The 20,537-nt window shown below is 49.3% G+C and carries 20 protein-coding genes and 2 pseudogenes; 15 read left to right on the forward strand and 7 right to left on the reverse strand.

All coding sequences use genetic code 11. From position 1 onward, the window contains the following. Nucleotides 1–43 precede the first annotated feature (43 nt). The 7 genes from ACPXSQ_RS04365 to ACPXSQ_RS04395 all read left to right on the forward strand — a co-directional run bounded on the left by ACPXSQ_RS04365 (nucleotide 44) and on the right by ACPXSQ_RS04395 (nucleotide 8,373). A complete protein-coding gene (locus ACPXSQ_RS04365; protein WP_014606042.1) occupies nucleotides 44–364 on the forward strand; it encodes a PTS lactose/cellobiose transporter subunit IIA in 321 nt (106 codons plus the stop codon). A gap of 16 nt (nucleotides 365–380) precedes the next feature. Further along, the gene (locus ACPXSQ_RS04370) at nucleotides 381–686 is read left to right on the forward strand and encodes a PTS sugar transporter subunit IIB (protein WP_019105804.1); all 306 of its coding nucleotides are present in this window, start codon (nucleotides 381–383) and stop codon (nucleotides 684–686) included. A gap of 53 nt (nucleotides 687–739) precedes the next feature. Then, the gene (locus ACPXSQ_RS04375; protein WP_426142906.1) at nucleotides 740–2,017 is read left to right on the forward strand and encodes a PTS sugar transporter subunit IIC; all 1,278 of its coding nucleotides are present in this window, start codon (nucleotides 740–742) and stop codon (nucleotides 2,015–2,017) included. A gap of 158 nt (nucleotides 2,018–2,175) precedes the next feature. Further along, nucleotides 2,176–3,447: a glucuronide uptake porin UidC gene (gene uidC / locus ACPXSQ_RS04380; protein ID WP_426142909.1), complete on the forward strand. Its 1,272-nt coding sequence runs from the start codon at nucleotides 2,176–2,178 to the stop codon at nucleotides 3,445–3,447. A 40-nt stretch (nucleotides 3,448–3,487) separates the two neighbouring features. Then, complete coding sequence (uidA, locus tag ACPXSQ_RS04385) at nucleotides 3,488–5,248, forward strand: beta-glucuronidase (RefSeq protein WP_426142911.1); 1,761 nt, start codon at nucleotides 3,488–3,490, stop codon at nucleotides 5,246–5,248. 493 nt (nucleotides 5,249–5,741) lie between these two features. Continuing rightward, nucleotides 5,742–6,071: a DHCW motif cupin fold protein gene (locus ACPXSQ_RS04390; RefSeq protein WP_013025491.1), complete on the forward strand. Its 330-nt coding sequence runs from the start codon at nucleotides 5,742–5,744 to the stop codon at nucleotides 6,069–6,071. Nucleotides 6,072–6,789: 718 nt separating this feature from the next. Further along, nucleotides 6,790–8,373 (forward strand): APC family permease, encoded by a 1,584-nt coding sequence (locus tag ACPXSQ_RS04395; RefSeq protein WP_426142913.1) that lies wholly within the window; start codon nucleotides 6,790–6,792, stop codon nucleotides 8,371–8,373. Between the two features lie 59 nt (nucleotides 8,374–8,432). Here ACPXSQ_RS04395 and ACPXSQ_RS04400 read toward each other — a convergent pair whose 3' ends face one another. The 3 genes from ACPXSQ_RS04400 to ACPXSQ_RS04410 all read right to left on the reverse strand — a co-directional run bounded on the left by ACPXSQ_RS04400 (nucleotide 8,433) and on the right by ACPXSQ_RS04410 (nucleotide 10,009). After that, nucleotides 8,433–8,681 (reverse strand): DUF2543 family protein, encoded by a 249-nt coding sequence (locus ACPXSQ_RS04400; RefSeq protein WP_013025493.1) that lies wholly within the window; start codon nucleotides 8,679–8,681, stop codon nucleotides 8,433–8,435. 310 nt (nucleotides 8,682–8,991) lie between these two features. Further along, complete coding sequence (locus ACPXSQ_RS04405; protein ID WP_105083094.1) at nucleotides 8,992–9,468, reverse strand: bifunctional diaminohydroxyphosphoribosylaminopyrimidine deaminase/5-amino-6-(5-phosphoribosylamino)uracil reductase RibD; 477 nt, start codon at nucleotides 9,466–9,468, stop codon at nucleotides 8,992–8,994. Between the two features lie 145 nt (nucleotides 9,469–9,613). Continuing rightward, nucleotides 9,614–10,009 carry a VOC family protein gene (locus ACPXSQ_RS04410; protein ID WP_013025495.1) on the reverse strand — a complete coding sequence of 132 codons (396 nt, stop codon included), beginning with the start codon at nucleotides 10,007–10,009 and terminating at the stop codon, nucleotides 9,614–9,616. A gap of 451 nt (nucleotides 10,010–10,460) precedes the next feature. Here ACPXSQ_RS04410 and yajD point away from each other — a divergent pair, with 451 nt between their 5' ends. The 3 genes from yajD (at nucleotide 10,461) to ACPXSQ_RS04425 (ending at nucleotide 13,237) form a co-directional block, all read left to right on the forward strand. Continuing rightward, a complete protein-coding gene (gene yajD, locus ACPXSQ_RS04415; RefSeq protein ID WP_013025496.1) occupies nucleotides 10,461–10,808 on the forward strand; it encodes an HNH nuclease YajD in 348 nt (115 codons plus the stop codon). Between the two features lie 388 nt (nucleotides 10,809–11,196). Beyond that, complete coding sequence (locus ACPXSQ_RS04420; protein WP_013025497.1) at nucleotides 11,197–12,180, forward strand: DUF1852 domain-containing protein; 984 nt, start codon at nucleotides 11,197–11,199, stop codon at nucleotides 12,178–12,180. Nucleotides 12,181–12,205: 25 nt separating this feature from the next. Continuing rightward, the gene (locus tag ACPXSQ_RS04425; protein WP_013025498.1) at nucleotides 12,206–13,237 is read left to right on the forward strand and encodes a methionine synthase; all 1,032 of its coding nucleotides are present in this window, start codon (nucleotides 12,206–12,208) and stop codon (nucleotides 13,235–13,237) included. 227 nt (nucleotides 13,238–13,464) lie between these two features. On the opposite strand, the gene ACPXSQ_RS04430 is transcribed toward ACPXSQ_RS04425, so the two are convergent. The 3 genes from ACPXSQ_RS04430 to ACPXSQ_RS04440 all read right to left on the reverse strand — a co-directional run bounded on the left by ACPXSQ_RS04430 (nucleotide 13,465) and on the right by ACPXSQ_RS04440 (nucleotide 15,130). Further along, nucleotides 13,465–13,674 carry a DUF6434 domain-containing protein gene (locus ACPXSQ_RS04430; RefSeq protein ID WP_019105799.1) on the reverse strand — a complete coding sequence of 70 codons (210 nt, stop codon included), beginning with the start codon at nucleotides 13,672–13,674 and terminating at the stop codon, nucleotides 13,465–13,467. Between the two features lie 349 nt (nucleotides 13,675–14,023). Then, on the reverse strand, nucleotides 14,024–14,506 hold the full coding sequence (locus ACPXSQ_RS04435) for a glutathione peroxidase (protein ID WP_026021004.1): 483 nt from the start codon (nucleotides 14,504–14,506) through the stop codon (nucleotides 14,024–14,026). Between the two features lie 201 nt (nucleotides 14,507–14,707). Further along, nucleotides 14,708–15,130, reverse strand: a complete 423-nt coding sequence (locus tag ACPXSQ_RS04440; protein WP_013025501.1) for a MarR family winged helix-turn-helix transcriptional regulator — start codon at nucleotides 15,128–15,130, stop codon at nucleotides 14,708–14,710. Between the two features lie 195 nt (nucleotides 15,131–15,325). On the opposite strand from ACPXSQ_RS04440, the gene ACPXSQ_RS04445 reads away from it, so the two are divergent. From ACPXSQ_RS04445 to ACPXSQ_RS04455, 3 genes are read left to right on the forward strand one after another with little or no spacing between them, the layout of a single operon-like run. Next, the gene (locus ACPXSQ_RS04445) at nucleotides 15,326–15,922 is read left to right on the forward strand and encodes a non-oxidative hydroxyarylic acid decarboxylases subunit B (protein ID WP_014606031.1); all 597 of its coding nucleotides are present in this window, start codon (nucleotides 15,326–15,328) and stop codon (nucleotides 15,920–15,922) included. Beyond that, nucleotides 15,922–17,349, forward strand: a complete 1,428-nt coding sequence (locus ACPXSQ_RS04450) for a non-oxidative hydroxyarylic acid decarboxylases subunit C (RefSeq protein WP_015700477.1) — start codon at nucleotides 15,922–15,924, stop codon at nucleotides 17,347–17,349. Before ACPXSQ_RS04445 ends, ACPXSQ_RS04450 begins: the two co-directional genes overlap by 1 nt. Before the next feature lie 9 nt (nucleotides 17,350–17,358). Then, a complete protein-coding gene (locus ACPXSQ_RS04455; protein ID WP_013025504.1) occupies nucleotides 17,359–17,586 on the forward strand; it encodes a non-oxidative hydroxyarylic acid decarboxylases subunit D in 228 nt (75 codons plus the stop codon). Nucleotides 17,587–17,786: 200 nt separating this feature from the next. Here the strand turns inward: ACPXSQ_RS04455 and ACPXSQ_RS04460 are convergent, their stop codons facing one another. Further along, the gene (locus ACPXSQ_RS04460; protein ID WP_105078568.1) at nucleotides 17,787–18,965 is read right to left on the reverse strand and encodes an MFS transporter; all 1,179 of its coding nucleotides are present in this window, start codon (nucleotides 18,963–18,965) and stop codon (nucleotides 17,787–17,789) included. Nucleotides 18,966–19,641: 676 nt separating this feature from the next. Here ACPXSQ_RS04460 and ACPXSQ_RS04465 point away from each other — a divergent pair. Both ACPXSQ_RS04465 and ACPXSQ_RS04470 read left to right on the forward strand, forming a co-directional pair. Continuing rightward, nucleotides 19,642–19,800 (forward strand): annotated as a pseudogene (locus ACPXSQ_RS04465) (thiamine pyrophosphate-binding protein); the annotation flags it as partial. A 166-nt stretch (nucleotides 19,801–19,966) separates the two neighbouring features. Continuing rightward, nucleotides 19,967–20,402: pseudogene (locus tag ACPXSQ_RS04470) on the forward strand (hypothetical protein). The last annotated feature ends 135 nt before the right edge of the window (nucleotides 20,403–20,537 follow it).

A 20,537-nucleotide genomic window follows, 5' to 3' on the forward strand; every position in this document is an offset into this window, starting at 1 on the left:
ATTAAGATGAACGTAAATCATCAGAAAACGGAGCGGTAACGTGATGGAAATTAGTCTTGAGGATATTATCACTGAGTTAGTTGTCAACGGCGGCAGCGCGAAAAGTAAAGCCATGCAGGCCATGAAAGCGGCCAGATTGGGCGATTTTGAAATGGCAGAATTGCGGATAAAAGAAGCCAGTGAATTTTTACAAAAGGCTCACCATTTTCAGACGGAAATGATTCAGGCGGAGGCTCGTGAAGAGAACCCCTGTGCCGTTTCACTTATTATGGTCCACGGTCAGGATCATTTAATCAGTGCGATGACAACACGAGATATCGCCATCGAAATGATTGAAATGTATAAACTCATCCACAATAAATAGCGATAAGGAAATACATATGATCTACATCACATTAGTTTGCGCGGCTGGAATGTCCACCTCTATGTTGATGGCAAAAATGCAGCAAAGTGCCAAACAGCGTCAAATCGACGTGAGCATTGTTGCGATGCCAGAAGAAAAATTCAAAACGCATAACGGAAAGACAGACGTACTTCTTCTCGGGCCACAAATATCCTATCTGGAAGATGACCTGCGCGAAAAGTATGAACCTCAGGGCATTAGCGTCGCCGTGGTCGATATGGTGGACTACGGAATGATGAATGGTGAAAAAGTCCTGGCAGACGCGCTCGCTTTATTAAAGTAAACCACGAATAAAACATCAGGTGCATAGCCAAATAAATTTGGCAGGGGATCATTATGCCTAAATTTGACCGAAAGACGATAACCAATAAAATTAATCCTGTAGTTAATACCATTCAGAGCAGTAAACTGGTAAACGGCATTACAGGCGGCATGATGAGTGCCATGCCGATAACGATACTGGGTGCATTTGCCGCATTGTTCCTGAATTTACCCGTTCCGGCCTATAGCGCCTTTATTGCCAGTGTAGGGATTGCCACCGCACTGAAAACGATCATTATGTTCACCACCAACTTCCTTGCTGTGATATTCGGGGTCGCGATAGCGGGAAGTTATGCCAGGCAACATGACGAAGATGCGTTATTCTGTGGAATCCTGGCGTTGCTGAACTTCTTCATCGTGACGCCGGTGGCCTTCGCCGAAACCGGCATGCCCATTATTCCTATGCAATGGTTAGGTGGAACGGGCATATTTACCGCCATTGTGGTCAGCTTGCTTTCAACCCGGGTCTACGTTTTTATTAAACAAAGAGGGTTTACTATTAAGATGCCTGCCAGCGTGCCGCCGGTGGTGTCCAGCAGTTTTAGTAGCCTGATCCCTGGTTTCGTCTCATTAATTTTGTTTGCTGCCGTGTCGGTCATTTTTACGGCCACGCCGTTCAAAAACATGCATCAGTTTATCTATACCTTCCTGCAAATTCCGCTTCAGGGCATGGGAGGAAATATTGTCTCCATCATTCTGCTCTGGACGCTGGCGCAGCTGCTGTGGTTTGTCGGGATCCACGGCACCATGGTCATCTACTCCGTCGTGCTGCCAATTTTTACCGCGATGGATGCAATGCAACTGGCCGCGTACTCTGCCGGTGAGTCATTGCCGAACATCACCGGGCGGGCCTTTGTCAGCACCTATACCATGTCGGCCAGTGCGATTGGTCTGACGTTACTCATGCTGTTTTTTGCCCGAAGCCAGCAATATAAAACCCTGGGCAAACTCACTACGGTTCCCGCGCTGTTTGGCATCAGTGAACCCCTGGTGTTTGGCACACCGATGGTATTTAACTTCCGTTTTGCTATTCCCTTTATCTTTATGAACGCCATCAGCCTGGTCATTGCCTATGTAGCAACCTATATCGGTCTTGTGCCTCGCGTTGCCGGGATTACACCAATCACGGGCATGCCCATTATCTTAAGCGGCATTATGGAAGGCAGCTGGAAGATTGCGGTATTACAGGTTGCGCTGGTCGCGGTGCAGATAATTGTCTGGTATCCCTTTTTCAAAAGGGCATATACAGCGTCTTATATGCTGGAAAAAGAGGGCGCAGGCAAACCGGTTTAATGCGTACGCACATTTTGCCTGATAAATAAGATTCTGAGGGTGGTTGTCTGCTGAGGCTGCCCGGTGTAAACAGAACAGAAAAATAAACGGGAGTAACCTGCCGATATAATTTAATTAATAACATAACCCTACCTCTGCTCTCTAAAAAGAAAATGATTATGAAAACTAAAAAACTCACAATAGCGTTATTACTATTGGCATTCACTTCACCCTTACTCCAGGCCGCAGACATTAACGATGATGAAGATGCGTTACGCATTCGACTGAAAAATGATTTTCGTCGCGCCGATCGACTCAGTGCAGGTAATTACGAAGAAAATATTTATGGCTGGGTTCAGGGCGCCATGATTGATGCAAACTCGCACTATTATTCAGCTTTAATTGGTATCGAAGCCGGAGCTTATTATGTTTATAAGCTTGGTGCCAAAGAACAATGGAGTACACGCGGCTATCTTGCCGACCACGACAGCTTTGGCCTGGTGACGGGGGCAGTAAAGTTAAAACCTCAGGATAATATCCACCTTAAAATAGGTCGCTTCGGTACTGATAACGGCTATGGCAGTTTGCCATATCGCATTCCACTGATTGCCTCTGGATCCACCCGAACCATGCCAACGCTATCGGAAGGCGTGCTGGGCCGTTATCAGCCAGACGACAATATCGATCTGTGGGCGATGTATCGCACACGCGTTTTTCTCTGGCCGGATGCGGCAGTCGGGGTCCGCAATGAAGGGATCTATAACACCGCCACCGGTCGTTACGACACCCGGCGGGCACGTTCATTTCTGGCCGGCAGCTGGCGTGATGAAAACAGCCTTTATGCTCTTGGCGGCGCGTGGCAGGAGGATGTTTCTTCTCAGTATCAGGCCATGATTGAAAAGAAATTCCCCCTTGAAAATAAAAACGTAATTAAAGTCGAACTGCTGGCGTTTCATGCGTTGTTAAATGGCGTATCACGTACTCAGAGCTATCACAATAATACTCAGGTTTATTCAGGTCAGGTTACCTACAGCATGCCCAAAATAAGCTTTTTTGGCGCGGCAGGAATTGTCACTCATGCAATGAACGGCATTGGTTCGAATGTTGATACTGATATCGGCTATCCCAACTCCCTGAGTATCGACAGAAATAAAGAAGATATGTTTTCTCTACAGGCCGGCGCACACTATTTCTTTCAGCCAAACCTGAGCGTCATGCTCGCCCCTCTGATTACCCGCGGTTATGAAGATACAAGACGAACCATCCGGATGAAGGGACGGGGCATTCTCGCCGGTGTTTTCTATAACGTACAGGAAGGGCCGCTATCAGGATTGAAAATGTATGTGGCGTCGGATGTCGCTAAAGAAAAAAGGGACGGCAGTTCGCTGGGTAATAACCTCTATTACTGGGATGTCAAAGCCGGAATACAGTACGACTTTATGTTGAAATAACCAATATTTTTTGCGCTTTAACGAACAGAAGGGAGGTCAGATGTTAAAACCTATTGAAACGGCGTCACGTGAAGCTAAATTACTCGATGGTTTATGGACGTTTAAACGTGATGCAGACAGGCGCGGATTGACCGATGAGTGGTGGAAAGGCCGTCTCAACGGTGCCCGCAAAGTGGCGGTTCCCGGAAGCTATAACGATCAGTTCGCCGATGAGGAGGTGCGCTCGCATGTGGGCGATGTCTGGTACCAGACCGAGGTCCGCATTCCCGATCGCTGGCATGAGCAGCGCGTGGTGCTGCGTTTTGACGCTGTCACGCATCGTGGAACGGTATGGCTGGACGACGAACAGATTCTGTTCCACCAGGGCGGTTATACGCCATTCGAATGCGATATTACCGCCCAGGTGGCGACGAAACGCGTCGTACGTCTCACGGTGTGTGTAAACAACGAGCTGTCGTGGCACACCATTCCGCCGGGCGTGGTTGCCGAGCAGGACGGGCGGTTGAAGCAGCACTATTTCCACGATTTCTTTAACTATGCGGGCATTCATCGTCACGTCTGGCTTTATACCACGCCGCGCGAGTTTATTCGGGACATTGAGGTACATACGGATTTCACCGACGATCTCCTTTCGGGCGCGGTGCATTACCGCATTGACGCACCGGGTAATGTGACCTGTCAGTTAATCGATCATGAGGGAACGCCGGTTGCGCAAGGTTCGGGACGTGAAGGATGTCTGGCGGTGAGTCGGCCCGTGCTCTGGCAGCCCGGTAAGGCCTACCTGTACCGGTTGATCGTTAATGCCGAAACCGACTGTTATGAACTGCCGGTGGGGATTCGGACTGTCCAGGTGAAGGGCGACCGTTTTCTTATTAATAACCAGCCCTTTTACTTCAAGGGATTTGGCCGACATGAAGATGCCGATCTCCGCGGCAAAGGCTTCGACAATGTGCTGCTGGTGCACGACCATGCATTGATGTCCTGGACAGGAGCCAACTCTTACCGAACCGCGCATTATCCCTATGCAGAAGAGATGCTCGATTGGGCAGATGAGCACGGCATCGTGGTCATTAATGAAACCCCGGCGGTCGGATTTAACGTTTCGCTACCGATGATTCGCAACATTGCCCGGCCAGAAAAACTGTTTTGCGCCGACGCGCTTAACGAGGTCACGCAGCAGGCGCATCTTGATGCAATACATGAACTGATTGACCGGGATAAAAATCATCCTTCGGTGGTGATGTGGAGTATCGCGAATGAGCCGGACGCACGTGAACCCGCCAGCCGGAATTATTTTCTACCTTTGGTTGAGGCGACAAAGCAACGGGATCCCAGCCGTCCGGTTTGCTGCGTTAATATTACGAAATCCTCGCTGGATGAAGACCAGATCAGCGATCTGTTTGACGTACTTTGCCTGAACCGATATTACGGCTGGTATGAAAATCCCGCCGATCTGACGGCAGCGGAGAAAACGCTGGAAGCAGAACTTACCGCCTGGCACGATCGCCATCAAAAGCCCATCATCATCACCGAATACGGGACTGATACGCTGTCGGGCCTTCATTCCGTCTATAACGAAATGTGGTCTGAAGAGTACCAGTGCGCGTTCCTTGAGATGTACCATAAGGTCTTTGATCGCTTACCCTTTGTCGTCGGGGAGCACGTGTGGAACTTTGCCGACTTCGCCACCTCGCAGGGCATTATTCGGGTAGGGGGAAATAAAAAGGGCGTATTTACCCGAGACCGTAAACCTAAGGCCTCCGCTTTTCTGCTTAAAAAGCGTTGGACGGCGATGTCTTAAGCGCCGCGCGTAATAATCCGGATGCGCGAGAGTGCATCCGGGCAAGTTACAGGTGAGGGAGGTAACAGGGAAGGTAACGGATGAAAAAGCCTTAGCCGTAACCCACAAGCCTTTTACTTTCGGTTACGGGACGCGGTGGCTGAAACAGACGCGAATGCCGGCTCCTGTGATAAACGGGCGCAGGTTAAAAACGATGGCTTTATCCGACGCATCTTCAGCTGAACATTCTGTGCCTCGACTGTGCGGCGGGGACAGGTATTCGGGTGTGCGACCTGTAATTAAAAAGGGCCGGTGTTTTACCCGGATAAAATTTGACTTCTCTGACCGAATATCACATTGGCCTTTGACGCCGCAGATTAACACCTCCCGATTTTACGTTGCCCGTTGCCTTAAATAACGAAATCACGTCTACTGATCCGGAATAATACATTGGCGTGCCGTTTCTCGCCCACGCACCTAACTGTCAGCGAAGCGCAACAATAAGGCCTGAAAAATGAAAATGGAAAATATCCCTTTCGGGATAACAGACTGGGCACAGATAGAGGCAGAACGGCATCCGGGTGATAGCGGGTTTGCGCTCTGGCGCGTGGCAAAGTTTGGCGATATCAGAGTCAGAATGGTCGACTATTCCCCCGGCTACGTGGCCGATCACTGGTGTATAAAAGGGCATATTCTTCTGTGCCTGAAAGGCGAAATGGTCACAGAGCTGGACGATGGACGCACGTTTGTATTAACGCCGGGCGTGAGTTATCAGGTTGCCGACGATGCCGAAGCTCATCGATCAACCACCAGAGAAGGGGCGACGCTGTTTATTGTGGACTGATGGCAGTATAAAAAAGCGGTTACCGCAACGGATAGCCATAAGTTGAATATAGGGTGCTTCTGCTGATACTTGGACTAAAAAAAGCAAGGAGACAGAGGGCACCTTTTTCAGACGATGATTTCTTATTGCCGTAATCATTAACACAGGGCGCAGCAGCATCATTACGCTGAATGTCTGATGACCCCTCTCTTTTTAATTTTCTTTTTTTATTCATAAAACATCCGATGGGAAAACGCATTGAAATATCGGGTGTCAGGTGAAAAAGGGCAACCTCATCCGCATTTTTACGCAGTCTGCTTGACTCCTCGATGCTCCTCCATCACTGCAACGCAGGCCCTGACAGCAAAGGGATGACGGGGAAACTCACGTCGCGTTATTTTGCGTGGCGTCATTCAACTGACTAAAGGCGATGCTAACGACCTCTCCCCTGAATATATGTCACAACTTTTGCACTGGTGACGGAATGTTTCAAATAGCGTCGCTATATATTTTCTGGATCATTGCAGTGCGCGTTGCACCCTGATCTCATGCTTAACATCGCTACTCACGCCTACGGATATTTTATATTTCTGTTGAAACGGATTCCTGAAACCCTTATCTGGCAGGTTATGTGATCTGGAATGTTTCTTACATAAACTATTACGACAGCAAAATATTGCTGGCACACAATATGCTTTATTCCCACCTACAACATCCAATAATCAGACAGGGGCATAGCATGGCATCTACGGGACTTAAAAAGAAATTAGGGTTGGTCGATCTGTCATTACTTGGCATCGGCTCAATGATCGGTTCGGGCTGGTTATATGCCGCCCTTAACAGTTCCGGCTATGCGGGCAGCCATACCGGCTGGGCATGGGTACTGGGTGCCGCGATCGTTCTGATGATTGGCCTGGTTTACGCCGAGCTGTCCTCAGCGCTACCGCGCGCCGGCGGTTTTGTTCGCTATCCCAATTATTCGCACGGCAACATCGTTGGTTTCGTGATTGGTGTCAGCTCGCTGCTGGCCTATACCAGCACCGCAGGGGTGGAAGTTGAGGCCGTTCGTCAGTATGCGATCTACTGGTGGCCCGCACTGGGGCATGAGGACGGCAGCCCAACGGGGTTAGGGTTTGGCGTGCAGATTGGGCTGCTGGTGGTGTTTTTTCTGCTCAACTACTGGAGCGTCAGCTTCTTTGGGCGGGTGAACACGATTGTCACCACCTTCAAATTTATCGTGCCGTTGCTGACCATCGTGACACTTCTGCTTTACTTCCATGCGCCAAACCTTGATGTTCCACCTTCACCGCCGGGTGGGGCTCATGGCGTTTTCAGCTCACTGACGGGGGCAGGGATTGTCTTTGCCTATCTTGGCTTTCGTCAGGCGGTTGATTTTGCCAGTGAAGCTAAAAATCCACAGCGCAACGTGCCGCTGGCAATCGGTATTGCCATTGCTGTCAGCTTCGTGATTTACCTGGCCCTGCAGTATGCGTTCATGGGGGCGGTACCGACCGATTTGCTGTCACAACATGGCTGGGCAGGGCTGAAGCAGATATTCCAGTCTCCCTATGCCGATCTGGCGCGCAGCCTGGGGCTGACCTGGTTGATTAACCTGATTCTTATCGACGCGGTGATTTCCCCGGCCGGGACCGGCAACATCTACCTGGCCGGCGCCGCGCGCGTGCTGTTTGCCTGGGCGCGTAATGGCCATCTGTTTAAAGTGTTTGGCAAAGTGGATGCAAAATCTGGTGTACCGCGTGGTGCATTGTGGCTGTCGTTGCTGCTGGCCATCGCCTGGACATTGCCTTCCGAGTTTCAGGTCTGGGGCGGTTTAATCGGCGCGGTGACGTCGGCAACCGTTTTTACTTACATGCCCGGCCCGATAACCCTGGGCGCTTTTCGTCAACACCTGCCCGAAATGCAGCGTCCGTTTCGTCTGCCCGTTGCGGCGGTTCTCAGCCCGCTGGCGTTTGTTGCCAGTACGCTTTTGATTTACTGGAGCGGCTGGTCTGTTAATGAGATCCTCATTCCGATTCTGATTGTTGCCTGGGTCGCTTACGCGATCTTTGGCAAAAAGAGCAACCAGTTCAGTCAGGATTTGCAGTGCGCCTGGTGGCTGCTGGCTTATTACATCGCGGTCATGGTGGTTTCTATGCTGGGTACCTACGGCGGAAGCGGTATGATTGACGCACCACTCGATATGATCCTCATTATCGTCGCGTCGCTGGCCTGCTACTTTTGGGGCGTTAAAGCGAGCTTTTCTCAACCTAACATTACCGATGAGGAAGCGGAATCCGCATCCTTTAGCCAACACGCGGTATAGTGTTTATCGCCTGCACCTGTGCTCCGGCACAGGTGCTTTAGCGGCAGCGTTTACCGGAATTAGTCTTCGTTGCCCCACTGATTCAGGAAGGTGGCGATCTCATCAATGCGTTGTTCATTAATGCCCGCTTCAACGGCCATCTCTTTCTGCGCTTCTTCACTGATTTCTTCGTTATTCATTAAACGGCCAATCAGCAACTGGAAATAGTGTGCCAGGGCGTCACGCTCGGATTCGCTTACCGGCGTTTCCGTTTCTGACGAATACTCATCGGCAATGTCATAGTATTTCAGTGAGACTTCGTTGTTCATATCTTGCCCTCAGGGTTTGCACCTGTGTCTTTTGTGACTGAATAGAATGGGTTAATCATAACATTCATCTCGCGATTTTTCTGCCAGTCAGCGGCGGGGGGCGGGAAAATTAACAAGCGTGCGGGCATCCGCTTATTTGCCCGTTCATGCATTAACCAGAGTGAGCTGCGCGTGCCCACAGAACAGATTATTGGCTACTGGCAAAGCCGGGCCGTTCTGGCCGGGCGGTAAGTGCCATCACGACGAAAATGTCGGGATGATGATGGGATAACGTCCCGCGGAGATCCCAATGCGGCGATAAAAGTGATGTTTATGAAGAAGACGTGTCCAGATAGGGGAAAAGAAATTTCTCGACCGCCTGCTTTCCGATGCCCGATGTAAAGCTGATGCCTGCCTTTTTTAAAATAGTGCGTCCCGTTCCCCTGTTCTTCGGGTGCGGATCGTCCATGGCAATATAAATATGTTTTGGCTTTAGCTCTGCAATTGTTAAAGCACACGAAGGCGTTCTGCCCTGAAAAGAGCAGGGCTCAAGCGTGACATATATTTCACATTCGCTAATGGGGAAGGTAAGTTTTGCGATCGCGTCGATCTCAGCATGGTGTTGGCCTGGTGGTTGTGTAAACCCCTTAGCAACAACCTCGCCGTCATGAACGATCACGCATCCGACAGGGGGATTGGGTCTGCATTCGGGTAATGCCTGGCGGGAGTACTCAAGCGCCAACATCATAAATTTTAGCTTTTCTTCCATAATGCCTTTATCTGCTGAAGCTCTGGGATCGGAAGACATCCATATTTATGGCCCCTGTCATCGATGTCCAGCGATTAAGGAAACTGAACCACCGCATTGAGCATGGGTAATCACATCACAAGGTCAGATGGCAGCCCTTATCTGTGAACCTCTGTTTCCTGTTTTACAGGCCTGTCGTTTTGGTTTACCTGTTCTGGTAAAGATCCCAACGGTTGCCATAGAGGTCTTCAAAAACCACAACCAGCCCATACTCTTCCTCTCGTGGTTCCTCACAAAACGTCACACCTTTCGCTTTCATGGCTTGGTAGTCGTGCCAGAAATCATTGCTCTGCAGGAACAGGAACACTCTGCCGCCGCATTGATTACCAATAAAGCTTTCCTGGCGGTCATTTGAGGCGCGTGCCAGGAGGAGATGACAATCGCTTTCCGGATTCGGCGTGACGACCACCCAACGTTTACCCGGCTGCGGTGTGTCCTCAACAAGAATAAAGCCCAGCTTGTCAGTGTAATACTCAATAGCCCGATCGTAGTCATCAACCACAATGGCGATATAACCTATGCAACGTTTCTGCGTTCTCATTTCTGCTCCATAAATTCAAAGGAAAAACGGCTTTAGAGAAGGCCTGAAATCATGAACGAATTTTTTATTCTGTCTGGGACGCTCCAAAGCTGGAAGGCTTACGTTAAGGGAAATGCTTACAATGCATGTCTGTGCAGAATAACATGCACGTTTTGTATCGGGTCAGGTGAAATCATTCAGGGCAGGCTTGGCATTTTAACAGGCCGATGAGGGGGCCTGGTTACCGGCTTCTGGTCCTGTCCCTTTATCCAGCACACATAACGTTATCGCACCCAGGCATTGCTCAACAGACAGGAAATGTGCTTCTGGCTTTAGCGCTGAACGGAACAGGTAGGCGGCGGGAAAAACGGGCAAAAAACGGACCCAGCATACAACTTGAAGTCATCCGATAAGCAGGTTAGCCTGCTGCAATCACAAGTGAAAAAATCTCATCATACAGGTAACGTCGGTCATGGCTCTGATCCCCAAAAACTACTCGCGGCTGGAAAGTGGCTATCGTGAAAAAGCATTAAAAATCTATCCGTGGGTTTGTGGGCGATGCTCGCGGGAGTTTGTTTATTCAAACCTGCGGGAATTAACGGTTCACCACATCGATCACGACCACACCAATAATCCGCCAGACGGCAGTAACTGGGAGCTGCTGTGCCTGTACTGCCATGATCACGAACACTCAAAGTATACGGAAGCCGATCAGTACGGCACATCCGTTGTGGCTGGCGAGGATGCGCAGGATGATGTGGGGGCCGCCACCTACAATCCCTTTGCCGATCTAAAGTCGATGCTCACCAAAAAGAAATAACCGCTGGCCATCCTGTTGCGTCTTGTCTTTCTGCATGACGATAGCAGGTGCTGACATCTGGCAGCGTTTGGAACAGGGCAGGAGAGAGGCGTCCTGCCGAGTGTTAGCCGCGTTCTGTCAGCCCCGGCAGGCCTTATTTTACTCTGCACGTTGCGCTCCCCATGCCCACCAGCCACAGTGTGGGCAGGGGTTCGTACAGCAACGGAAGGACCACCATGAAGAAGGCTCATGTTAATGTGAAATTAAGTCGCTTTCACTCATGTTACGACTCTGGCATAAAATATGCTTATTGATTGCAGGCGCGTTAAAAACTGTGAAGCAGACGAGACAAGCAGACCGGTCTGGCAAATAACGCAGTTTTTACATCAGAATTCAGGATCCAGATACGATGAATAACAATTTCACCTTTACGATTAAGAGCAGTGTTTTTGATGAGAATTATAATCCGTCAGAAAACACGCGCATCACGACCAACTTCGCTAACCTGGCCCGTGGCAAGAACCGCCAGGAAAACCTGCGTAACGCCCTGGTGATGATGGATAATCGTTTTAATTCCCTGGCGCACTGGGATAACCCGAAAGGGGACCGTTATTCTGTCGAGCTTGAGATCATTTCCGTTGAGATGAATATCAATGTGGAAAATAATCGCGATGCTTTCCCGGTTATCGAAATATTGAAAACCAGTATCGTCGATAAAAAAACCGACGAACGTATTGAAGGCATTGTGGGGAACAACTTCTCTTCTTACGTGCGTGACTATGACTTCAGCGTCTTGCTGTCAGAGCACAACAAAAATAATCCAGTGTTTACTATCCCGGAAAACTTTGGCGAGCTGCATGGCAATATCTTCAAATGCTTCCTGCAATCAGAGGCTTACAAGGCGAATTTTAGCAAGTCACCGGTGATCTGCCTGAGTGTTTCAAGCAAAAACACCTATGTCCGCACCGGCAACCGTCACCCGGTACTGGGCATTGAGTACCAGCAGGATGAATATTCGCTGACCGATAAATACTTCAGTAAGATGGGATTACATGCGCGCTATTTTATGCCTGAAAACAGCGTTGCGCCCCTGGCGTTCTATTTTACGGGTGATTTGCTGCGTGATTACACTAATCTCGAACTCATCAGCACCATCAGTACGATGGAAACGTTCCAGAAGATTTATCGCCCTGAGATCTATAATGCAAACTCGCCGGCTGGTATTGAATATCAACCGAGCCTGAGCCATCGGGATTATTCTTTAACGCAAATTGTTTACGACCGAGAAGAGCGTAGCCATCTGGCTATTGAACAAGGGAAGTTTACCGAGAAGAACTTCATCAAACCCTACAAAAATGTTCTTGAGCAATGGTCTGCTAATTACGTTCTTTGATTAACTCAGTATAAGGTTACCTGTTATGAAAACTTTGTTACCGACTTCCACGGCGGGAAGCCTGCCAAAACCGTCCTGGCTTGCGCAACCTGAAACACTGTGGTCGCCCTGGAAACTGGAAAATGAAGAATTAATCGATGGCAAGAAAGACGCACTGCGTTTGATTCTGGACGATCAGGATCGCGCCGGTATCGATATCGTCAGCGATGGTGAGCAAACGCGCCAACACTTTGTGACCACCTTTATTGAACACCTCAGCGGTGTGGATTTTGAAAAACGCGAGATCGTTAAAATCCGTAATCGTTATGATGCCAGCGTGCCGAGTGTGGTGGGTGAAGTGGCGCGCCAGAAGCCGGTCTTCGTTGAAGATGCCAAATTTTTACGTCAGCTGACGAATAAACAGATCAAATGGGCGCTGCCGGGTCCCATGACCATGATTGATACGCTGTATGACAACCATTACAAGAGCCGCGAAAAACTGGCTTGGGAATTTGCCAAAATTCTTAACCAGGAAGCGAAGGAGCTTGAGGCGGCGGGTGTCGATATTATCCAGTTTGACGAACCGGCATTTAACGTGTTTTTCGATGAGGTGAATGACTGGGGCATTGCCGCCCTGGAACGCGCCGTTGAAGGGCTCAAGTGCGAGACCGCTGTGCACATTTGCTACGGTTACGGCATCAAAGCCAACACCGACTGGAAAAAGACGCTCGGAACCGAATGGCGTCAGTATGAGGAAGTCTTCCCTAAACTGCAGAAGTCGAACATTGATATCATCTCGCTGGAATGCCAAAACTCTCGCGTGCCGATGGATCTTATCGAACTGATTCGCGGCAAAAAAGTGATGGTCGGGGCCATTGATGTGGCAACCAACGCGATCGAAACCCCTGAAGAAGTGGCCGATACGCTGCGTAAAGCCCTTCAGTTTGTGGATGCCGATAAGCTTTACCCCTCTACCAACTGTGGCATGACGCCGTTATCCCGTCAGGTTGCCCGGGGCAAGCTGAGTGCCCTCAGCGCCGGTGCAGAAATCATCCGTAAAGAACTGCTGTCGAAATAACGGCGTCAGACATTCGGTGAATGACCTGTGTATGAGCAAAGGCCCGATCGGTGATCGGGCCTTTTTTGTCACCCTGGCAGGCTTGGCTCTGTAAAGCCGCAATAAAATAACCGCCGCGTACGCCTGCTGGCCGTTATTTTCATGCGTCGGCACCAGGTGCGGACGTAAACGGTGCCCGGACAGATGCCCGAAAGCAAAAAGGAGAGGGGATGAACAGATTGTGAGTGTCAGCCAGCCTTTCTGCGCTTCCATTCATCCACCACCTCTCCCAGGTTTTTGGGAATGTCATTGCGTATCCAGGCCATAAAATCCCGATCGAACCGGAAACGTTCTCCGCACTGTGCAACCATAAAGCGGCGCACGTTTTGCGTATTTTTATAGTTTTTATCCACGATCGTCATGCGCGTCAGTTCTGCGCTGTGCCAGTCAATGTTCATCCGCTTGCCTCAAGTAACACGTGGTAAAGGCGAAAATCGTCGCGCCTGGCCGATTACGCTTCAGTGCTGGATAGTGGCATTAAAAATGAATGGATACCGGTATTGCGCGCTGAGGACAGGATATAGCAACATCCCTGCCATCCCTGCCATCCCTGCCATCCCTGCCATCCCTGCCATCCCTGCCATCCCTGCCCAAGAGAAGGGCGTGCTTTTTATTAAGCGACCGGCTCTTTGCGTAATGAGCAACGTTATAGCGTTAAAAGACGTTGCGAGCGATCAGTAAAGGGTAATCCAGTCTGGATAGCATCAGTTTGTAGAAAATGGCCAAGGATAAATTTGACCATCCTGGTTAGCTTTCAAGTGCCGCAAGGAGGGTGGCTTCCATTTTTTCCGGCGTAGCGATGGGTGCAAAACGCTTGAGTGGTTTGCCGTCGCGTCCGATCAAAAACTTAGTGAAGTTCCATTTAATCCGCCCACCCAGCACACCGGGTAATTCCGCTTTCAGGTAACGGAATAGCGGATGCGTTCCGGGGCCGTTAACCTCTACTTTTTCGAACATGGGGAAGCTCACACCGTAGTGAATGTGACAGGTCTGCGCGATGTCGTCGGCACTGCCCGGTTCCTGCTTACCGAACTGGTTGCAAGGGAAACCCAGTACCACCAGCCCCTGCGCAGCGTACTTTTTGTAGAGTGCTTCAAGACCTGCATATTGTGGAGTGAATCCACAATGGCTGGCGGTATTCACCACCAGAACCAGCTTGCCAGCATAGTCGGCCATCGAGATGTGCTGGCCATTCAGGCTGGTGGCGTTGAGTTGATGAAAAGTGGTCATGCTGAAATCCTTAAAGTGCGTGTTAGTCAGGGCAAAGATGAGCACTCAGACGGTTTCTTGCTTCGCCCCGTCAACCAGCGCTGTTTTCTCTGTCATTTCAGTGACCCGCCGACCTTTGATTTACTCAGCGTTGCGTGAATCATGCCCGATCAAGGCACAACCCTGCCATTAAATCTGTTTCTGAAGAATAACGGGATGCTTTCAGGAAGCCTGTTTTTTTAACATGATTTTAAGAAGGCTTATGATTTCCTTTTGCTCATGGTCTTCTAACCTGTTCAGAAAATGTGAATCAACGCTTTCAGCAATCGGTGATGCAGTGTTAAGCATCTCTTCGCCCTGATCGGTAAGCGTAACAAATCTACGACGTTTGTCTTTTTTTCCTTCTTCACGTTGTATCAGACCTTTATGTTCCATGCGAACCAGCAATTCTGCCAGCGTAGCCTTCGAACTTAACGCCGCCTCTGTTAATTCCAGTTGTTCGATTCCCGGTTTAGCATGTACGGCTGAAAGAACAGCATACTGCTGCTTTGTCAGAAAGGGCATCGCTTCCTGCCACAGGGCGGTATGTTCCTGTAGAAGTTGCCTCGTCAAATGGAAGAAAAGGTTGCTCAAGTCATTGTTCATATTAACTTTTCTCTGGCTCTGTCATCCTCGTATTTAGTTAATGTTAAATCATTATCCCACCGTTAAACATTCTTTATCACCAGATACAAAAGGTCACACTGAAAATAGTAACCATGGAAATCAATTGACTTTATCGGTTTGAGTAGATTACTGTTAATTTCATTCGTACACGAACGTTATTTGCAAGGAAGTCAGATGAGAATTGTAATCGGTATGACGGGAGCAACAGGTGCCCCTTTAGGGGTGGCTCTGCTCAGCATTTTGCAGGAAATCAAAGAGGTTGAAACTCATCTGATTTTGAGCAAGTGGGCTAAAACCACAATTGAACTCGAAACGCCTTTTTCATCGCGTGAGGTGATGAGCATGGCTGATGTTGTGTATGGCCCGTCCGACCAGGCCGCTACTCTCTCTTCAGGTTCTTTTCACACCGATGGGATGGTCATTATTCCTTGCAGTATGAAAACCTTAGCGGGAATTCGCATGGGATACGCGGAAGGCCTTATTGGACGGGCTGCTGATGTCGTCATTAAAGAAGGCAGAAAACTTGTGCTGGTCCCCAGAGAGACGCCTCTCAGCACCATTCACCTGGAAAATATGCTAGCCCTTTCCCGTCTTGGCGTATCTATGGTTCCGCCCATGCCCGCTTTTTATAACCACCCCGCAGTAATTGATGATGTGATCGATCATGTCGTTTCTCGTGTTCTCGACCAGTTTGGGATTGCCTCGCCAAAGGCAAATCGCTGGAAAGGCCTGAACAATTCTAAGAAATCCCTGAGTATGGAGAGTAAATAATGGCTTTTGATGACCTACGTAGCTTCCTTAAGGCTCTGGACGAGCAGGGGCAGCTTCTTGAGATTGATGAAGAGGTTTTACCCGAACCTGATATTGCCGCGGCCGCTAATGCTACAGGCCGAATTGGTGAAGGTGCACCGGCAATCTCATTCAAAAAAATAAAGGGGTTCAATCATGCTCATGTTGTGATGAACACTATTGGTTCCTGGCAAAACCATGCAATTTCACTGGGCCTCCCAATGAATACCCCAGTGAAACAGCAGATAGATGAATTCATTCGTCGCTGGGACACTTTTCCTGTGGCACCAGAGCGGCGCGACAATGCGCCCTGGTCAGAAAATACCGTTGATGGTGAAGAGATCAATCTCTTCGACATCCTTCCCCTGTTCCGCCTGAACGACGGCGACGGCGGTTTCTATCTTGATAAGGCCTGCGTAGTATCACGTGACCCGCTTGATCCAGAACATTTCGGTAAGCAAAACGTCGGCATTTACCGGATGGAGGTGAAAGGTAAACGTAAACTCGGGCTACAGCCCGTGCCGATGCATGACATTGCACTTCATCTCCATAAGGCCGAAGAACGTGGCGACGATCTGCCAGTGGCTATTACGCTGGGGAATGACCCCATTATTACATTGATGGGCGCCACGCCGCTGAAATACGACCAGTCAGAATATGAGATGGCAGGTGCGCTGCGTGAAAGCCCGTACCCCATCGCCTCCGCGCCTCTGACCGGCTTTGATGTGCCGTGGGGATCGGAAGTCATTCTTGAAGGCGTGATAGAAGGGCGCAAACGTGAGATTGAAGGACCGTTTGGCGAATTCACCGGCCATTATTCCGGCGGTCGCAATATGACCGTTGTACGGATTGATAAGGTCTCCTACCGCACTAAGCCAATATTCGAGTCATTATATCTGGGAATGCCCTGGACCGAAATTGATTATCTGATGGGCCCGGCAACCTGTGTCCCTTTGTATCAACAGCTGAAAGCGGATTTCCCTGAGGTGCAGGCTGTAAATGCAATGTATACACACGGATTACTGGCCATTATTTCTACAAAGAAACGTTATGGTGGATTTGCCCGTGCTGTAGGCGTACGGGCGATGACAACCCCGCATGGTCTGGGCTACGTCAAGATGGTGATCATGGTCGATGAGGATGTCGATCCCTTTAACCTGCCTCAGGTGATGTGGGCGCTGTCTTCAAAGGTCAATCCGCAAGGCGATCTCGTTCAACTGCCAAACATGTCCGTACTGGAACTGGACCCGGGTTCCAGCCCTGCGGGAATCACGGATAAACTTGTGATCGATGCGACGACTCCCGTGGCACCGGATACCCGCGGCCACTACAGTCAGCCGGTAAAAGACCTGCCAGAAACTTCAATCTGGGTTGAGAAGTTAACGTCCCTGTTATCAAATCGCGGTTAAGGAGAAAATATGATTTGTCCACGTTGTGCTGATGAACACATTGAAATCATGGCAACATCCCCAGTTGAGGGGATATGGACGGTGCATCAGTGTCAGCATTGCCTGTACACATGGCGCAATACAGAGCCAGCCCGAAGAACGGAGCGGGAACATTATCCTGAAGCCTTCCGGATGACTCAACGTGATATTGATAATGCGCCGGAAGTCCCGTCTGTCCCTCCTCTGTTAGCTAAGTGACTTACTTTCTGGCGGGTCCCGGCCAGGCCCGCTATGCATGATTTGCCACGTTAAAAAATCACATTGTTAACGTCCTGCCTTGAGATGCCAAATATCAAACCTAATCTGCCTTTTCTGGCGTTACAGGTTAAACATGCCCCGATCTCCTGGATTTTGCTTACTGAACAGCAGGTCTGTCATGAGAAAAATTTTCATGCTTCTCATTCATTCTTGATGAAAAGGGCTACAAAAATGACGCCCGCAATGCTACATCCACCCGCCAACAGGAAGACCATCGGATAACCGGCTGCAACCGCGATCAAACCTGCAAGGGGGCCACTAAGCCCATAGGCGATGTCCTGAAAAGCGGCATAGCCACCTAATGCCGTTCCTCTTGTTTGCGGAGGAGAATGACGCAAGGCGATAACACCCAGCGAGGGAAAGATTAAAGAGCATCCGGCACCGGTCATGCCTGCTCCAATCAAAGCGAGCATTTGTGTGGATGCTGTACCCAATGTCAGCAACCCCAGGCTTTCAGTTAAAAGCGAAAAAAATGCGACAGTTTTGCCGCCAAACCGGTCCGGGAAATGACTAAAAATGAGGCGTACAGCGATAAACATCGCGCCAAACGCTGTTAATGCCAGTCCCGCGTTCGCCCAGTGCTGCTGGTTAAAATGAAGGGAGACAAACGTACCGAGAACAGCAAAACCAATGCCCTGAAGTGCAAGAGCCAGCCCTGGACGCCAGATTTTGCCGACAACGGACCACAGAGGCAGGCGAACGCCATGTGAGGGGATGACAGCGGGAACGGCAGCATTCAGCGTAAAGGCAATAACAGGCAGCATGACGGTACAAAGGCCAATTGCCCAAAATCCATAATAGTGAAAGAGATAAAGGCCAAAAGGCGCGCCTGCTGCCAGAGCACCATATGTGGCTATCCCGTTCCATGACATGACTCGGCCCCCTTTTTTGTCGCCACTCAAACCCAGCCCCCACGCCAGGTTCCCTGTCAGGATCTGGCTTTCACTGATGCCCAACAGTATCCGGGCGGCAAAAAGGAAGAATAACGTCAGGAAAGGAAAGTGAGCGACCCTGTCCGCCACAAGCAGCATAAGGCCGGAAAGTGTGCTAACCGCCAACCCCATATGCATCACTTGCTTTGCGCCACGTTCATCTGCATTACGTCCCGCGATCCCGCGCGTCAGCAGCGTTGCGACGAACTGGCATCCCATGACTAATCCAACCAGGGTGTCGCTGTAACCAAGAATATTATGGACATAGAGAGGAACGACCGTCAGGGAGAGCCCAATGGTCATGTAGGCAAAAAACATGGCGAAACTGATACGTAACACGTGCAAGGTTGACTGGCGATCGTTGAATACAGCCGTAGATAAACGCATTGGCATTCACCAGAAAAATGATTTTTTACTGAATGGCCCTGAATGTTGATCAGGGCCAAATACAGGCTTACGCGTGAGTCGCAGGGCGATCGCTTGCATGCCTGAGCGCAGCCCTTGAATCGCAGTGCGATAGGCGGCATTGCCTGAAGATTCACCTGAAGCGTTAGAGAATGTACTTATGTCTTCCAGACAAGCGCCAGTTAGCTGTCCGTCGGGATCTACAGCGATACGGCTAGGGTAAATGACATCTGATTTTTTTGGTCTCCTGACCATAACGGGGCACCTTCGACTGTGTATAAAAGAGGGATAAGCCACGATGTTCAACATGAATGTTAGATATTTAAAATTCCATTTTTAACATAAATGGATTTAAAATTTTACTGCTGCATGTAATTGAAATCACTCATTACCCGTCTGCGATTGCCTTTTTGTTGGTTTATATTCATTATAAATCATGCATATGTAATTTTTTTGATTGAAGAATAAATATTTCATGTAAAGGGCATTTACGGCTTAAATGTTCCTTTTTGAGATCGTCTTCCCAAAAATGAAAGATGAATTTTAAATGTGTTGATGTTTCGATTGTTTGTTTCATAATCCTATTAATCCATTACCTGCATGCCATTCCTTACCTGCGTTCGCTGGTGAACAACCTTGAAACTGGCAGGCGGATCGAATGGAAACCATCAGATTGACTATGGCCCAGGCGTGCGTTCGGTTCATTGATAATCAATACACTGAAGTAGATGGCAACGCGAAGACATTCGTTAAAGGCATTTTCGCTATTTTTGGGCAGGGATATGTGTTGGGTTCAGGTCGGGCGCCGGGAGGAGAGTGAGGGGACATCGCTGTCTGTCAGTCACGAAAAGAGAGGGGAGGGCATGTCGCTGGTGCCTAAGCCAGGTATCGCAAAAGAGAGCATTCGCGCTATTGCCGATATGCTGGCGAAAAGAAATGGCCAGGCCTGTCACTACTGATTTATTCAGAAGGAGAAAGGGATAATGAAAGTCGCTTTTGATGTTGACGTCATTACGCATTTATCAATTACCGACATGGTTCGCCGGGTTTCTGAGTGGGGTTATAAATATATTGAACAATCCCCGCATCCGCGTATCAACCCGTCCTGTAAACATCCCCGAGCTTCCAGAGCGTTGTTGAGTGAGTATAAATGTGCACTGAATCAGTACGGGATGGAACTCTCTTCCTTTGTCGTTAATCCGCCAGATGTTAATGCCACAATTCACCAGCATAGGGGCATTGGCGGAGGTGAAGTGGATTTTTCGCGTATTACGTGAAATGAATTTTGCAAATCGAAAATTCGAATTCGACGGTGAATCCATTATTACCGCATCACTATTTTGATACCCGGAAAAAATGCACTCACAGGCCGTCGAAACGCACAGGATTATCGAAAGAGAACTTTTAGGTCAATCATAAAGATGACATCAGCGCCGGAGGGATTTTTTGTGTGCGGCGTATCCATGCCTGATTTTCTGGGGGCCACATATTAAGAATGACAGTTTAACATTGTTTGTCTTTTACGTTTCTATTTCATTATCTACGCAAATTCAA

The sequence above is a fragment of the Pantoea sp. EEL5 genome, assembly GCF_049892805.1.
In the GTDB taxonomy this organism is placed as follows: domain Bacteria; phylum Pseudomonadota; class Gammaproteobacteria; order Enterobacterales; family Enterobacteriaceae; genus Pantoea; species Pantoea ananatis.

Coding starts and splice junctions, on each gene's coding strand:
- ACPXSQ_RS04390 (WP_013025491.1), top strand. CDS start 5,742: ATGAAAATGGAAAATATCCCTTTCGGGATAACAGACTGGGCACAGATA.
- ACPXSQ_RS04370 (WP_019105804.1), top strand. CDS start 381: ATGATCTACATCACATTAGTTTGCGCGGCTGGAATGTCCACCTCTATG.
- ACPXSQ_RS04405 (WP_105083094.1), bottom strand. CDS start 9,468: ATGTCTTCCGATCCCAGAGCTTCAGCAGATAAAGGCATTATGGAAGAA.
- yajD (WP_013025496.1), top strand. CDS start 10,461: ATGGCTCTGATCCCCAAAAACTACTCGCGGCTGGAAAGTGGCTATCGT.
- ACPXSQ_RS04435 (WP_026021004.1), bottom strand. CDS start 14,506: ATGACCACTTTTCATCAACTCAACGCCACCAGCCTGAATGGCCAGCAC.
- ACPXSQ_RS04425 (WP_013025498.1), top strand. CDS start 12,206: ATGAAAACTTTGTTACCGACTTCCACGGCGGGAAGCCTGCCAAAACCG.
- ACPXSQ_RS04365 (WP_014606042.1), top strand. CDS start 44: ATGGAAATTAGTCTTGAGGATATTATCACTGAGTTAGTTGTCAACGGC.
- ACPXSQ_RS04450 (WP_015700477.1), top strand. CDS start 15,922: ATGGCTTTTGATGACCTACGTAGCTTCCTTAAGGCTCTGGACGAGCAG.
- ACPXSQ_RS04420 (WP_013025497.1), top strand. CDS start 11,197: ATGAATAACAATTTCACCTTTACGATTAAGAGCAGTGTTTTTGATGAG.
- ACPXSQ_RS04455 (WP_013025504.1), top strand. CDS start 17,359: ATGATTTGTCCACGTTGTGCTGATGAACACATTGAAATCATGGCAACA.
- ACPXSQ_RS04395 (WP_426142913.1), top strand. CDS start 6,790: ATGGCATCTACGGGACTTAAAAAGAAATTAGGGTTGGTCGATCTGTCA.
- ACPXSQ_RS04430 (WP_019105799.1), bottom strand. CDS start 13,674: ATGAACATTGACTGGCACAGCGCAGAACTGACGCGCATGACGATCGTG.
- ACPXSQ_RS04410 (WP_013025495.1), bottom strand. CDS start 10,009: ATGAGAACGCAGAAACGTTGCATAGGTTATATCGCCATTGTGGTTGAT.
- ACPXSQ_RS04460 (WP_105078568.1), bottom strand. CDS start 18,965: ATGCGTTTATCTACGGCTGTATTCAACGATCGCCAGTCAACCTTGCAC.
- ACPXSQ_RS04445 (WP_014606031.1), top strand. CDS start 15,326: ATGAGAATTGTAATCGGTATGACGGGAGCAACAGGTGCCCCTTTAGGG.
- ACPXSQ_RS04440 (WP_013025501.1), bottom strand. CDS start 15,130: ATGAACAATGACTTGAGCAACCTTTTCTTCCATTTGACGAGGCAACTT.
- uidA (WP_426142911.1), top strand. CDS start 3,488: ATGTTAAAACCTATTGAAACGGCGTCACGTGAAGCTAAATTACTCGAT.
- ACPXSQ_RS04400 (WP_013025493.1), bottom strand. CDS start 8,681: ATGAACAACGAAGTCTCACTGAAATACTATGACATTGCCGATGAGTAT.
- uidC (WP_426142909.1), top strand. CDS start 2,176: ATGAAAACTAAAAAACTCACAATAGCGTTATTACTATTGGCATTCACT.
- ACPXSQ_RS04375 (WP_426142906.1), top strand. CDS start 740: ATGCCTAAATTTGACCGAAAGACGATAACCAATAAAATTAATCCTGTA.